At 64.8% G+C, this 12,730-nt stretch carries 13 protein-coding genes; 8 read left to right on the top strand and 5 right to left on the bottom strand.

Going from position 1 to position 12,730, the window contains the following annotated elements; translation table 11 throughout:
* The first annotated feature begins 2 nt into the window (after nt 1-2).
* The 5 genes from ACQY4G_RS05825 (at nt 3) to ACQY4G_RS05845 (ending at nt 6,513) form a co-directional block, all read left to right on the top strand.
* Nucleotides 3-680, top strand: coding sequence for a M23 family metallopeptidase (locus tag ACQY4G_RS05825; RefSeq protein ID WP_083508240.1), 678 nt, complete (start codon nt 3-5; stop codon nt 678-680).
* 152 nt (nt 681-832) lie between these two features.
* A complete protein-coding gene (locus tag ACQY4G_RS05830; RefSeq protein WP_421989411.1) occupies nt 833-2,380 on the top strand; it encodes an acyl-CoA synthetase in 1,548 nt (515 codons plus the stop codon).
* Nucleotides 2,380-3,681, top strand: a complete 1,302-nt coding sequence (locus ACQY4G_RS05835) for a cytochrome P450 (RefSeq protein ID WP_421989413.1) — start codon at nt 2,380-2,382, stop codon at nt 3,679-3,681. The genes ACQY4G_RS05830 and ACQY4G_RS05835 overlap by 1 nt, the downstream gene beginning before the upstream one ends.
* Nucleotides 3,682-4,082: 401 nt before the next feature.
* A complete protein-coding gene (locus tag ACQY4G_RS05840) occupies nt 4,083-4,727 on the top strand; it encodes a YqiJ family protein (RefSeq protein ID WP_421989415.1) in 645 nt (214 codons plus the stop codon).
* A 34-nt stretch (nt 4,728-4,761) separates the two neighbouring features.
* Nucleotides 4,762-6,513, top strand: coding sequence for a flotillin family protein (locus tag ACQY4G_RS05845; protein ID WP_421989417.1), 1,752 nt, complete (start codon nt 4,762-4,764; stop codon nt 6,511-6,513).
* A gap of 59 nt (nt 6,514-6,572) precedes the next feature.
* Here ACQY4G_RS05845 and ACQY4G_RS05850 read toward each other — a convergent pair whose 3' ends face one another.
* Together ACQY4G_RS05850 and galU are read right to left on the bottom strand one after the other, a co-directional pair.
* Entirely contained in the window at nt 6,573-6,917 is a 345-nt protein-coding gene (locus ACQY4G_RS05850) for a DUF2282 domain-containing protein (RefSeq protein WP_421989419.1), read from the bottom strand.
* An 86-nt stretch (nt 6,918-7,003) separates the two neighbouring features.
* Nucleotides 7,004-7,894, bottom strand: coding sequence for a UTP--glucose-1-phosphate uridylyltransferase GalU (galU, locus tag ACQY4G_RS05855; protein WP_291180151.1), 891 nt, complete (start codon nt 7,892-7,894; stop codon nt 7,004-7,006).
* Nucleotides 7,895-8,018: 124 nt separating this feature from the next.
* Between galU and murA the strand changes: the two genes are divergently transcribed.
* Both murA and ACQY4G_RS05865 read left to right on the top strand, forming a co-directional pair.
* On the top strand, nt 8,019-9,302 hold the full coding sequence (gene murA / locus ACQY4G_RS05860; RefSeq protein ID WP_421989421.1) for a UDP-N-acetylglucosamine 1-carboxyvinyltransferase: 1,284 nt from the start codon (nt 8,019-8,021) through the stop codon (nt 9,300-9,302).
* 75 nt (nt 9,303-9,377) lie between these two features.
* Entirely contained in the window at nt 9,378-9,605 is a 228-nt protein-coding gene (locus ACQY4G_RS05865; protein WP_067692451.1) for a hypothetical protein, read from the top strand.
* Here the strand turns inward: ACQY4G_RS05865 and ACQY4G_RS05870 are convergent, their stop codons facing one another.
* Nucleotides 9,606-9,884: a ribbon-helix-helix domain-containing protein gene (locus ACQY4G_RS05870; RefSeq protein ID WP_369815365.1), complete on the bottom strand. Its 279-nt coding sequence runs from the start codon at nt 9,882-9,884 to the stop codon at nt 9,606-9,608.
* A 140-nt stretch (nt 9,885-10,024) separates the two neighbouring features.
* On the opposite strand from ACQY4G_RS05870, the gene ACQY4G_RS05875 reads away from it, so the two are divergent.
* Nucleotides 10,025-10,786 (top strand): DUF4019 domain-containing protein, encoded by a 762-nt coding sequence (locus tag ACQY4G_RS05875; protein WP_421989423.1) that lies wholly within the window; start codon nt 10,025-10,027, stop codon nt 10,784-10,786.
* Between the two features lie 42 nt (nt 10,787-10,828).
* On the opposite strand, the gene phbB is transcribed toward ACQY4G_RS05875, so the two are convergent.
* Nucleotides 10,829-11,554 (bottom strand): acetoacetyl-CoA reductase, encoded by a 726-nt coding sequence (gene phbB, locus ACQY4G_RS05880; RefSeq protein ID WP_421989425.1) that lies wholly within the window; start codon nt 11,552-11,554, stop codon nt 10,829-10,831.
* A gap of 116 nt (nt 11,555-11,670) precedes the next feature.
* Nucleotides 11,671-12,435: a hypothetical protein gene (locus ACQY4G_RS05885; RefSeq protein ID WP_067692457.1), complete on the bottom strand. Its 765-nt coding sequence runs from the start codon at nt 12,433-12,435 to the stop codon at nt 11,671-11,673.
* Nucleotides 12,436-12,730 lie beyond the last annotated feature (295 nt).

Consider the following 12,730-nt stretch of genomic DNA (forward strand, 5'->3'; position numbering starts at 1 on the left):
GCATGATCTCCAAGCGCACTACGCTTGCTCTCACAGTTATGGCAGGTTTCAGCATTGCCGCCGCCCCGGTGCAGGCGCAGGAAACCAATGCCGCCGCTGTCGGCGCGATCGACATGAGCAAGGTCGCAACGCCTGGTCAGGGTGGCGACGACGCGCAATTCCAGCAGCTTTTCGCGCAGTGGGACAAGCTCGACCGCTCGACTCCGGCTGCTGCCCGGGTCTCGGTGCCGTCGCGCATGCCGCTCGACAACACCGTCCTCACCAGCGATTACGGCATGCGCACGCATCCGGTGCTGGGTGGCCGCCGCGCGCATAACGGCGTCGACCTCGCCGCGCCGACCGGCACGCCGATCTACGCCACCGCCGATGGCTATGTCAGCAAGGCGCAGTGGTTCTCGAGCTACGGCAAGTACGTCTCGATCGAACATGGCGCCAATTTGCAGACCCGCTTCGCGCATATGTCGCGCATTGCGGTCGAAGCCGGCACCCGCGTGAAGAAGGGCGACATCATCGGCTACGTCGGTTCGACCGGCCGCTCGACCGGTCCGCACCTCCACTATGAAGTCCGCATCGACGGCAAGCCGGTCAACCCGGTTCCCTACATGGTCGAATCGGAAGCGCAGCGTGCATTCGCGCTAGCGACCGGCGAAGGCGGTCAGGGCGACGGTGACGAAAACTGAGCCGATAGGCCCCTCGGGCTTTGCAAAAATGGCGGCGGGAGCGATCCCGCCGCCTTTTTTCTTGCCCGCAGGAGTGGGTTGGGTAGGTTTCTTTGCGAAACCGGACAAGTTCGCACCCATGACGGACCGCCGGAGAGGAGAGAGACAGACCGATGCACCCCATCACCCATGCGCGGACGCGCCCCGATCACCCTGCGATCATCATGGCCGGCAGCGGCGAGACCGTGACTTTCGGCCAGATGGACGAATACGCGAACCGCTTCGCGCAGCTCCTGCGTGCGCGCGGGCTGGAGCGCGGCGATCATTTTGCAGTGCTGATGGAAAACAATGCGCATTACCTGCAGGTGGTCTGGGGATCGCAGCGCGCGGGCACGATGATGGTGCCGATCTCGACCCGGCTGACCGCGCCGGAGATTTGCTACATCCTCAAGGATGCGGGCGCCAAGTTTCTGCTCACGACGACCAAGTTCGCCGAAGTGATCGAGGGCATCCGAGGCGAATGCGCCGACCTGCCGCTGCTGATCGTGGGCGGCGAGGGCGACGAGGATTACGAGGCGGCGCTAGCGGCCCAGCCTGCCGAGCCGATCGCCGACCAGGCGCCGGGCCAGTACATGCTCTATTCCTCGGGCACCACCGGGCGTCCCAAAGGCGTCAAGCCCGCGCCGCCCGAGGACGACGATATCCTCGCCACCAATCCGCTCGTCGCGCTGGCGATCATGGGCGCGGGCATGCCCGCCGATGGCAGCATGGTCTATCTCTCGCCCGCCCCGCTCTATCACGCCGCCCCGCTCGGCTGGGGCACCACCGCGCAGCGGCTCGGCGGGACCGTGGTGGTGATGGAGAAGTTCGACCCCGAACATGCGCTGGAGACGATCGAGAAATACAAGGTCACCGACAGCCAGTGGGTGCCGACCCATTTCGTGCGCATGCTCAAGCTCGATCCGCAGGTCCGCACGCGATACGATCTGTCGAGCCACAAGCGCGCGCTGCACGCGGCGGCGCCGTGTCCCGTCCCGATCAAGCGCGAGATGATCGAGTGGTGGGGCCCGATCATCAACGAGTATTACGCCGGCTCGGAAGGCATCGGCATGACGCTGATCAAGGCCGAGGACTGGCTGACCCATCCCGGCAGCGTAGGCCGCGCGATCCACGGCACGCTGCATGTCTGCGACGAGAATGGCGAGGAGCTCCCCGCGGGGCAGGACGGGCTGCTGTTCTTCGAGAACGAGAACATTCCGACCTATCACAACGACCCCGAGAAGACGCGCGAGGCGATGCATCCCAAGGGCTGGATGACGCTGGGCGATATCGGTCATGTCGACGAGGACGGCTATCTCTACCTCACCGACCGCAAGAGCCACATGATCATCTCGGGCGGGGTCAACATCTACCCGCAGGAGATCGAGAACCTGCTCGTCACCCATGACAAGGTGATGGACGCTGCAGTGATCGGCGCGCCCTGCCCAGACTTCGGCGAGAAGGTCGTCGCGGTTGTCCAGCCGATGGACATGGGCGAAGCGGGCGAAGCGCTCGAAGCCGACCTGCGCGATTTTCTCGCCCCCAGCCTCGCCAAGATCAAGATGCCCAAGCTGTTCGACTTTCGCGCGCAATTGCCGCGCGAGGCGAATGGCAAGCTGTACAAGCGCGAATTGCGCGACGAGTATCTGCGCAAGGCCGAGGAAGAGACGGAGCAGGCGTGATGGCGACGCAGGACAAGCCCCGTCTCGATCCCGACACCGCCCGCGCGGTGATCGACCCGGAAAGCTACGCCGAATGGGACGGCATCCTCGACATCTTCGACCGGCTGCGCGAGGAGAGCCCCGTGGCCTGGGTCGAGCCCGACGACACGCTCGTCCATCCGCCGTTCTGGCTGGTCACGCGCTATGACGACGTCATGCGCATGTCGAAGGACAATGCGACCTTTCTCAACAACCCGCATTCGGTGGTCTTCAGCCTGACCGAGGGGCTCGAATTCGCCAAGCAGTTCAGCGGCGGCAGCGAGCATATGGTCGCCAGCCTCGTCACCTTCGATGCGCCGATCCACATGAAGTATCGCAAGCTGACGCAGGAGTGGTTCATGCCCAAGAACCTGCGCGGCATCGAGGACGAGATCAGGGGCATCGCCCAGGCGACCGTCCAGCGGATGGTGGATGCCGGGCCGCAAGTGGACTTCTGCAAGCTCGTCTCCGCGCCCTATCCGCTGCATGTCGTGATGCAGATCCTCGGCGTGCCCGAAGAGGACGAGCCGCGCATGCTGATGCTCACCCAGCAGATGTTCGGCGGCAGCGACGAGGATCTCAACCAATCGGGCATGAAGGACCTGCCGCCCGAGGCGATCACGCAGATCGTGGCCGGGGCGGTCAAGGACTTCGAGGCCTATTTCGCAAAGCTCACCGCCGAGAAGCGCGCCAACCCCACCGGAGACGTCGCCAGCACCATCGCCAATGCCGTGGTCGATGGCGAGCCGCTGAACGATCGCGACATGATGGGCTATTACATCATCGTCGCCGCGGCCGGGCACGATACCACCAGCGCCAGCACCGCAGGCGCGATGCTCGCCCTGGCGCAGGACCCCGAACAATGGGCGCGGGTGAAGGCCGACCGGTCGCTGCTGCCCGGCATCGTCGAGGAAGCGATCCGCTGGACTACCCCGGTGCAGCACTTCATGCGCACCGCGGCAGAGGAAACCGAGGTCGGCGGGCAGGCCATCGCCAAGGGCGACTGGCTGATGATGAACTATGTCGCGGCCAATCACGACCCGGCCCATTTCGACGATCCGCGCAGCTTCGACGCCGCGCGCAGCCCCAACCGCCACCTCGCCTTCGGGGCGGGCGCGCACCAGTGCCTCGGCCTGCACCTCGCGCGGCTGGAGATGCGCACCCTGTTCGAAGTGCTGCTCGACCGGATCGAGAGCGTCGAACTGGCCGGCGAGCCCGCGCGGTCCAAATCGACCTTCGTCGGCGGGCTGAAGACGCTGCCGCTGCGCTTTACCGCGGCCTGATCGCGGGTCCGGCGAGGGCCGCAAAGTGGACCGCAAATCGCGTTCCCGGAAACCGTGACCTTCCGCCGGGCGCCACGGATTTCGGGGGCTGCGGCGCCATTCCTGCCTGTCAGAGTGTGACCTTCGATCCGACCTGATCCTTACTGCCGTAGACAGCGCTCGATGCGCTTTATCTGCACCCTATCCGCCCGCTGTTCGCCGAGCACGAGGATGGCGGAAATCGAGGGCTATCAGTTGCAACGCAAGTAGGAAAATCGAACTCGGTTCGTCGCATATTTCTGCCAAAATCCGGCAATTTTTGCTAAGAAAGACGCATGTGAGCAAGTAGGAGCGCAGGGCGACTGACCTATAGGCGGTGCGCGTGTTCCTCGATGGCTCTATAGTCAAGAAAAAGGGGGGTCATGTCGATATTTGAAACGCACAATATGCCGTTTGCCGTGGCGTTCGTCTTGGTCGTGGCGCTTGCGATAGTTCAGGCGGTAGGGCTTGGAGACTTGTTTTCCAGCGACGCGGATGTGGATCCGGCGGCCGGCGTCGATGGCGAAGCGGCGATCCAGCCGGATGCGCTCGACGGGCTGTACACGCTGTTGGGCATCGGCCGGGTTCCGTTGACCATCTGGATGGCGCTGCTCCTGTTCGGCTTTGCCGCGATCGGCGTGTCGACACAGGCGCTGGCGGAAAGCCTCACGGGGGCCCCGCTTCACCGCTGGCTGGCGGCGCTGCTCGCAGCCGGGGCCGCTGTGCCGCTGACCGGTGTGCTGGCCCGCCCGCTGGGCGCGATCCTCCCGCAGGACGAAACGAGTGCGGTTTCGACCGACACGCTGCTCGGGCGCCGTGCCACGATAACCGACGGCGTCGCTCGCACCGGTTCGCCGGCCCGCGCCCGTGTGCACGACATCCACGGCCAGGCGCATCACGTAATGGTCGAACCGCACGAAGCATCGTCGGAATTGCATGCGGGTGACGAGGTGCTGCTCGTCCGCCGCGAAGCCAACCAATTCTACGCAACCGCGCTCGCCGAGCGCCGCCTCTCGCCGCAAGGCTGACGCGCAGTAAAAATTTCACAACCAAGGAGAAGCAATGGAAAACCTTTCTGAAATCGCAATCTGGGCCGGAGGCGGCTTTGCCGTCTTCCTCGTCATCGCCTTCACGCTCACCCGGCTCTATCGCCGCGCGTCGAAGGAAATCGCTTTCGTGCGCACCGGTGTCGGCGGCGAGAAGGTGGTGATGAACGGCGGTGCATTGGTGCTGCCCGTCTTCCACGAAACCATGCCCGTCAACATGAACACGCTGGTGCTCTCGGTCGTCCGCCGCGACGGCGAGGCGCTGATCACGCTCGACCGCCTGCGGATCGATGTGAAGGCTGAATTCTATGTTCGGGTGAAGCCAGATGCGAGTTCGATCGCGATGGCCGCGCAGACGCTTGGCCAGCGCACGATGCAGCCGGAAATGCTCAAGGACCTGGTCGAAGGGAAATTCGTCGACGCGCTGCGTTCGGTCGCGGCGGGCATGAGCATGAACGAGCTGCACGAACAGCGGGCAGATTTCGTCCAGAAGGTGCAGCAAGTTTCGTCCAACGATCTGGCCATGAACGGGCTGGAACTCGAATCTGTCTCGCTGACCGGCCTCGACCAGACCAGCATCGAGCATTTCAACGCCAACAACGCATTCGACGCCGAGGGCCTGACCAAGCTGACCGAGCAGATCGAGGCGCGCAAGAAACTGCGCAACGACATCGAGCAGGACACGCGCGTGCAGATGGAAACCAAGAATCTCGAAGCCGACGCGCGCAGCTTCGAAATCGGGCGCGACAAGGAATATGCCCGGCTTGCGCAGGAGCGTGAGGTCGAGGTCCGCCGTGCTGCGCAAAGCTCGGAAATCGCGCGCGAGCAGGCCGAACGCACCCGCGAGGCCGACGCCGCGCGGATCGAGGCGAAAAAGCAGGTCGATGCCCAGCAGATCGAGGCCGACCGCCTCGTCGAGGAAGCACGGATCGACCAGCAACGAGCGCTCGAAATCGCCCGACAGGAGCAGCAGATCGCGGTGCAGAACAAGAGCCGCGAAGAGAGTCAGGCCAAGGCCGAAGCGGATGAAGCCCGCGCCAAGGCGGTCGCCGCAGAAGAGCAGGTTTCGACAAGCCGCGAAACCGAGATTGCGGAACGCATGAAGCGTATCGAATTGATCGAGGCGGCCAAGCAGGCCGAGCGCGACGCGATCGGCGTCAAGGTCGAGGCGGAGGCAGAAAAAGAGGCTGCATCCAACCGCGCCGAAGCGCTGCGTCTCGAGGCGCAGGGCGAGGCCGAGGCCGAGAAGCTGCGCGCAGAAGCCTCGCGCGTCCGGTTCGAAGTCGAGGCCGCGGGTCAGAAAGCGATCAACGAGGCGGCGAATATCCTGTCTTCGGACCAGATCAGCCTGCAGACCAAGATGGCGCTGCTCAAGGTACTGCCGGAGGTCATCCGCGAGAGCGCCAAGCCGATGGAAGCGATCGATTCGATCAAGATCGTCCAGGTCGACGGACTCACCAATGGCGGTGGCAAGGCCTCTGCCAACGGCAGCACGGCTGCTGGCGGCGGATCGGGCAATCTCGCGACCGACGCGGTGAGCGCCGCATTGGCCTATCGGGCGCAGGCACCCGTGCTCGACGGGCTGATGAAGGAGCTGGGCCTCGACGGGTCCTCGCTCGACAGCCTGGTCAAGGGCCCGGCGGCAGCCGAGGCGGATGCTCCGCGACTTGCCGAGGTGCTCGACGACATCGCCGAGCAGATCGAAGAAGCCGAAGTCGCCGACGGCGAGGCTGAAGCTGGCGAAAAGGACGAAGCCTTGGCCAGTTGAACCAGAGCCGGCTTGAACGGAAAGGGGGCGCCCACCGCGCCCCCTTTTTCATATCCGCGTCAGGCGGGGACCGGCGGGTCGTTGTCCTCGACCGCGGTCAGCGAGCCGCCCATCGGGACGCAGTCGCCGGCCTCGACATATTTCCAGGCATTGCCCTGCCAGTCGACGGTCGAGGTGCCCGCGCAGCTGGTGCCGGGGCCCGCGGCGCAATCGTTCTCGCCCGCCTTGGCCACGCCGTAGCACTTCTCCATCTCGCCCTGTTCCGCCGCGGCGACCAGCTCGGGATCGGCCGGTGCGCCCTGGGCGGTGGTGGCGCCATCGGCGGCGCTGTCGTCGGCGGCCCCGCCGCAGGCGGCCAGGGCCGCGACCGCGCCGGCCAGCGCTGCGTGTTTCGCAAAATTCATTTCTCGTCTCCCAGTGATCTATGGAAAGCCTCGATGCTCCCCGTCACCGGTTCGACCAAAGCCGCCGAAAGGTTACGCGGGGGCGATCAGCCGGCGAGCAGCCGCTCCATCACCGCGCGCACTTCGGCGCCCATATCCTCGCGCTCGAGCGCCAGCGCCAGCGTCGCCTCGACGAAGCCGGTCTTGCTGCCGCAGTCGAAGCGCCGGCCCGCGAAGGTGACCGCGTGGAAGGCCTGGTTGCCGATCATTTTCGCCATGGCGTCGGTCAGCTGAATCTCGCCCCCCGCGCCCTTTCCCTGGTCCTCGAGCACGCGCATCACTTCGGGCTGGAGGATGTAGCGGCCCGAGATGATCTTGTTCGACGGCGCCTCGTCCACCGGAGGCTTCTCGACCAGGCCGGTGACCTCGGTCAGCGTATCGCTCCTGGTCTCGCCCGGCGCGATGACGCCATAGCTCGACACCTCGTCCTCGGGCACTTCGAGCACCGAGATAAGGTTGCCGCCGACCTCGTTGTATGCCTCGACCATCTGTTTCATGCAGCCGGTGCCGCCGCCCTTGGCCTCGATCATCAGCTCGTCGGGCAGCAATATGGCGAAGGGCTCGTCGCCTACGATCGCGCGCGCGCACCAGATCGCATGGCCGAGGCCGAGCGGGACCTGCTGGCGCACGGTGATGATGTCGCCCGGCGTCGCGCGGGTGGGATCGAGCACCGACAGGTCCTTGCCGCGTTCCTCCATCGTGGTTTCGAGCTCGAAGGCCATGTCGAAATGTTCGACGATCGCGGTCTTGCCGCGCCCGGTGACGAAGATGATCTGTTCGATCCCCGCCTCGCGCGCCTCGTCCACCGCATACTGGATCAGCGGACGGTCGACGATCGGCAGCAATTCCTTCGGGATCGCCTTGGTTGCGGGAAGAAATCGCGTGCCGAGCCCGGCAACGGGAAACACGGCCTTCCTGATGGGTTTATGTGCAGTCATCTGTGCTCACGTGCCTTTTCGTGCGGCGGGTGCATAGGATCAAATCGACAAACCGCCCGCGGCGGGGGTTACGACATTGTCGTGACGCTTGCCAGCAGGGCGCCCAAGGGTAAAGCACACTTCCATGGACAAACTGATCATTCGCGGCGGCAAGCGCCTGTCGGGCACGATTCCCATTTCGGGGGCCAAGAACGCCGCGCTCACGCTCATTCCCTGCGCGCTGCTGACCGAAGAGGCGGTGACCTTGCGCAATCTTCCGCGCCTGGCAGACATCGACGGCTTCCAGCACCTGATGACGCAATTCGGCGTCAGCCATACGATCCCGGGCAAGCGGCCCGAGGAGTTCGGCCGCAATGTCACGCTCGAAGCTATGCGGATCACCAGCTCGGTCGCGCCCTACGATCTCGTGCGCAAGATGCGCGCCTCCATCCTCGTCCTCGGCCCGCTGCTCGCGCGCACGGGCGAGGCGACGGTGTCGTTGCCTGGCGGCTGTGCGATTGGCAACCGACCGATCGACCTTCACCTCAAGGCGCTGGAGGCTTTCGGCGCGCATATCGAACTGGCCCAAGGCTATGTGAAGGCCATTGCGCCCGACGGTGGCCTGCCGGGTGGAGAGTTCGATTTTCCCGTGGTCTCGGTCGGCGCAACGGAAAATGCGCTGATGGCGGCGGTGCTGTGCAATGGGACCAGCCGCCTGATCAATGCCGCGCGCGAGCCCGAAATCGTCGATCTGTGCAACCTGCTGGTGGCGATGGGCGCCGACATCGAGGGTATCGGCACGTCCGAGCTTACGATTCACGGCGCAAAGAAGCTGCATGGCGCGACCTACCGCGTGATGCCCGACCGGATCGAAGCGGGTTCCTATGCCTGCGCCGCAGCGATCACCGGCGGCGAAGTGCGGCTCGAAGGCGCCGAGGCGAAGGACATGGGCTCGACCATTCACGCGCTGCGCAACATCGGCGTTGAAATCGAAAGCGACAAGAACGGGATCGACGTCAGGGCCAATGGCAGGCTCAAGGCGCACAACCTCACCACCGCGCCTTTTCCCGGCCTCGCTACCGACATGCAGGCGCAGCTGATGAGCCTGCTGACCCGTGCCGAGGGCACCAGCGTGCTCAAGGAGACGATTTTCGAGAACCGCTTCATGCATGTCCCCGAACTGGCGCGCATGGGTGCCGACATCGAGACAACGGGTCGTACGGCGGTGGTCAGGGGCCCGGTCGAACTCACCGGCGCCGAAGTCATGGCGACCGATTTGCGCGCCTCGATGAGTCTGGTGATCGCGGGTCTTGCGGCAAAGGGCGAGACGACCGTTCGCCGCCTCTACCACCTCGATCGCGGCTACGAGCGGCTCGAGGAAAAGCTGCAGCTGGTCGGCGCCGACGTCGAGCGCGTGGGCGACGACTGACGCGGTAATTGAAGCGGCAATTTGCGGACCTTTCCGGCGGCCCAGACGTTGGGTCGACAAGAAAGGAGTCCGCATATGTTACTCAAGATGCTTGTGCTCGGCGGTCTCGGCTACGCCGGCTATCGCTATTACGAGAAGAACCGTATCGACAGGAACGGCGTGGCCTTTGCCGACGGCCAGCCCGAGGGCCAGTTCCGCGACGCGGGGGCGGCTGCGACCGCGACCGAAGGCGACACGATGAGCGCGACCGACGAAGCGCTCGACGAGACCTTCCCCGCGAGCGATGCGACCGCGAAATACTGATCAGACAGTCTGACTGTCCGGATGGGCGGCTGGAGCGATCCAGCCGCTCTTTTCGTGCGTGACCAGCCAGATCCGGATCGCACCCGCGAGGCCCGGCGGGGTCTCGGCGCGGATACGCTCGGCATCGATCTCGGCCACCAGCGCATTGATCGACTGCCCGCGCACGGTGGCGGCCGTGCAGAGCTTTTCCCAGAACAGGGGTTCGAGGCTGATCGAGGTGCGGTGTCCGTCGATCCGGACGGAATACTTTTTCGGGGGGTGGTAGGGGGGCATGTGCATCGCGCGCGCTCCTAGCCCCGCGAATCCGCAAACTGAACCCCCCAATCGACGAAGTGCGTCGATCGGTATATTTGCAGCTTCCGGATACGAATTTTTCGGGGTGGCCGGCACACCGTCCGCAGCCTAGCCCTGCGATGTCCATGGCAGAAGCGCGCACCACCAGGCCCGAAGGCTACGCCGACCTGACCGAAAAGGAGAAGGAGACGCTGCGCCTGATGGTTCGCGGCCATGACGCGAAGTCGATGGCGGGCGAGCTCGCGCTTTCGGTGCATACGATCAATGAACGCCTTCGCGCCGCGCGGCGCAAGCTCGCGGTGACCAGCAGCCGCGAGGCCGCGCGGCTGGTCTGGGAGCATGAGCGCGCCACCCCCGATTTTTCTGTCTACGACGAATTGGGGGACGCCACCGGGACTCCAGCGAGCGAGGAAGGACGGGAAGCGGCAGCAAGATCGAACCGCCGCATCCTTGCAGGAGTTCTCGCCATGATGACTGTGTTTGCCGCCGGGCTTATTCTCGCTTCGCACTTTCACGAACCCATACGGCAGGAGGTGCCAGTGGACGTGCCCGCGAGCGATGCGACCGTGGTCGCGGCCGCGCGAGATTGGCTTGCCCTGACCGATGCGCAGGACTGGCAGGCCAGTTTCGATGCGGCAGGCAAGGCCTTTCGCGATGTCAACACCGTGTCGGGCTGGGCGAGCGCCGCACAGCAGGTGCAAGCCCCACTCGGCGCACTTGTCTCGCGCGAACTGCGCGCGGTCCGCTATCTCAACGCGCCGCCATACGGCTATCAGGAGGTCCACTTCACCGCACGTTACGCGAACCGCACGGACGAGGTCATCGAGACGGTCACGCTCCAGCAGGAAGATGGAGCGTGGAAAGTCGTCGGCATTCTGGTCGAGTAAGGCAACCGCAGGCGCCCGCGCAGCGCAGGTGCCCGGCTGCCGTCAATACATATGCTGGCCGCCGTTGATGCTCATCGTCGAGCCGGTGACGAATTCGGCATGTTCGGACGCGAGGAAGCTCACGCCGCGGGCGATTTCGCTGGCCTTGCCGAGGCGACCGACGGGGATCTTGGCGACGATCTTCTCGAGGACCGGCTCGGGTACGGCGGCGACCATGTCGGTGTCGATGTAGCCGGGAGCGATGGCGTTCACGGTGATCCCGAAGCGCGCGCCTTCCTGCGCCAGCGCCTTGGTGAAGCCGTGGATACCGCTCTTCGCCGCGGCGTAATTGACCTGCCCGTACTGCCCCGCCTGGCCGTTGATCGAACCGATGTTGATGATGCGGCCCCAGCCGCGTTCTTTCATGCCGGCAAAGGTCGCCTTCGCCATGTTGAAGCACCCGCCCAGATTGGTGCGCATGACCGCGTCCCAATCCTCGTAGCTCATCTTGAGCAGCGTGCCGTCGCGCGTGATGCCGGCATTGTTGACCACCACCTCGATAGGGCCGTGCTCCTCCGCGACCTTACCGCAGGCATCCTGCACGGCGTTGTAGTCGCCGACATCGAACTTGGTCGTCGCAATGCCGGTTTCTTCGGTGAATTTTTTCGCCGCATCGTCATTGCCGGCGTAATTCGCGATGACCGTAAAACCGCGTTCGTCACGCAGCCGTTCGCAAATGGCGCGACCGATTCCGCGCGTGCCCCCGGTTACGATGGCAACTCGTGACATAGTCTATTCTCCCAAGCTTTCCGTAGCGTCGGCACAGGCTTAGGACATGAAGGCGAGACGCGCCAAGCCAAAACGCCGCAAGGGGCGCCGACGCAACCGTATTCTCGGGATATGTCTTAGAAGCTGACGCGGGTGCCGACGTAGACGGCCTGATCGTCTTCGACCCCGTCGGTGAGCGGTGCCAGACGGTTGTTGTCCTTCGACAGGCGGACCCCGGCGGTCAGATTGAGACTGCCGACCACGCGATAGGAGGTGCTGAGATCGACGCTCTGGTTGCCCGAGCCTTCGAAGGTGCGCGGAGACCGGCCGGCCCTGTCTTCGTTTTCGAGCGAGAGGCGCGAGCCGAAGCGACCCGGCTTCTCCGGCTTCTCGTCGGTATCGGGCGCGAAGGTCGACAGATCGGGCATGCCCATGTCGCGCAGGCCGATCGAAACATTGGTCTGGCGGGTGGGCTGGGCGAAGCTCTGATAGCCGCGCGCAACGCCGAGATTGTAGCTGGTCGGGCTGATGGCGAGGATACGCTCGCCGGAATTGGCGGTGCCGACCGAATCCACCGCGCTACGAACCGAAATCGCCCGCGCCGTGGCATCGTTGACCCGAACCGCGACAGTGACCGAACGATCCTTGTTGAGGGCCGACTTGCTGGCCGGGGTGAAACGCAGGCCGTCTTCGCCGATCAGGGCGGCGACGCGCGCAGCGAGCTGCGTGTCGACCTTGGCGGGAGTGAACGGAAGGTAGGAAACGGTTTCCGGAAGCTCCGCCGCAGCGCTGGTCTGGACGACGGCAAGACCGGCCGCAGGAATGGTCAGCGCGAGCCCGGCAGCAGCCAGCGCCGCGGGAACGAACCGCGCCTTACCCTGACTCTTGACCGGACGTGTCATCGCGAACCGATTTTCCTTCTCACCGTGGACTCTTAAGCCAGAAAGCCGGTGAATGGTTCCTGACTCCTGCCGGGCAGGCTGCCGAGTCCCTGCCTGTCATCGATCAGACTAGCACTCCCTGATCGGTTGACCAGCTTTTCCACAGGCTGCGGCCGCAATTGGCGAAAAGTGTTGCGCAGTTTCCACAAGCACTTGCCGGAGCCAACCGCCCCCGCTGGCGGATTAAGCGCGTATTCACCCGAAAAGGGGTGTGTGCGGGGCGAATGGCCCTTTGCCTTGCTCCGCTGCGAGCAGG

The organism is Qipengyuania sp. (assembly GCF_965277845.1).
In the GTDB taxonomy this organism is placed as follows: Bacteria; Pseudomonadota; Alphaproteobacteria; order Sphingomonadales; family Sphingomonadaceae; genus Qipengyuania.

Bases quoted from the DNA above. Each gene is read 5' to 3' on its own strand.
- phbB (WP_421989425.1), bottom strand. From the start codon at position 11,554: ATGTCACGAGTTGCCATCGTAACCGGGGGCACGCGCGGAATCGGTCGC.
- ACQY4G_RS05840 (WP_421989415.1), top strand. From the start codon at position 4,083: ATGTCGATATTTGAAACGCACAATATGCCGTTTGCCGTGGCGTTCGTC.
- ACQY4G_RS05870 (WP_369815365.1), bottom strand. From the start codon at position 9,884: ATGCACATGCCCCCCTACCACCCCCCGAAAAAGTATTCCGTCCGGATC.
- ACQY4G_RS05850 (WP_421989419.1), bottom strand. From the start codon at position 6,917: ATGAATTTTGCGAAACACGCAGCGCTGGCCGGCGCGGTCGCGGCCCTG.
- ACQY4G_RS05835 (WP_421989413.1), top strand. From the start codon at position 2,380: ATGGCGACGCAGGACAAGCCCCGTCTCGATCCCGACACCGCCCGCGCG.
- ACQY4G_RS05825 (WP_083508240.1), top strand. From the start codon at position 3: ATGATCTCCAAGCGCACTACGCTTGCTCTCACAGTTATGGCAGGTTTC.
- ACQY4G_RS05865 (WP_067692451.1), top strand. From the start codon at position 9,378: ATGTTACTCAAGATGCTTGTGCTCGGCGGTCTCGGCTACGCCGGCTAT.
- galU (WP_291180151.1), bottom strand. From the start codon at position 7,894: ATGACTGCACATAAACCCATCAGGAAGGCCGTGTTTCCCGTTGCCGGG.
- ACQY4G_RS05885 (WP_067692457.1), bottom strand. From the start codon at position 12,435: ATGACACGTCCGGTCAAGAGTCAGGGTAAGGCGCGGTTCGTTCCCGCG.
- murA (WP_421989421.1), top strand. From the start codon at position 8,019: ATGGACAAACTGATCATTCGCGGCGGCAAGCGCCTGTCGGGCACGATT.
- ACQY4G_RS05875 (WP_421989423.1), top strand. From the start codon at position 10,025: ATGGCAGAAGCGCGCACCACCAGGCCCGAAGGCTACGCCGACCTGACC.
- ACQY4G_RS05845 (WP_421989417.1), top strand. From the start codon at position 4,762: ATGGAAAACCTTTCTGAAATCGCAATCTGGGCCGGAGGCGGCTTTGCC.
- ACQY4G_RS05830 (WP_421989411.1), top strand. From the start codon at position 833: ATGCACCCCATCACCCATGCGCGGACGCGCCCCGATCACCCTGCGATC.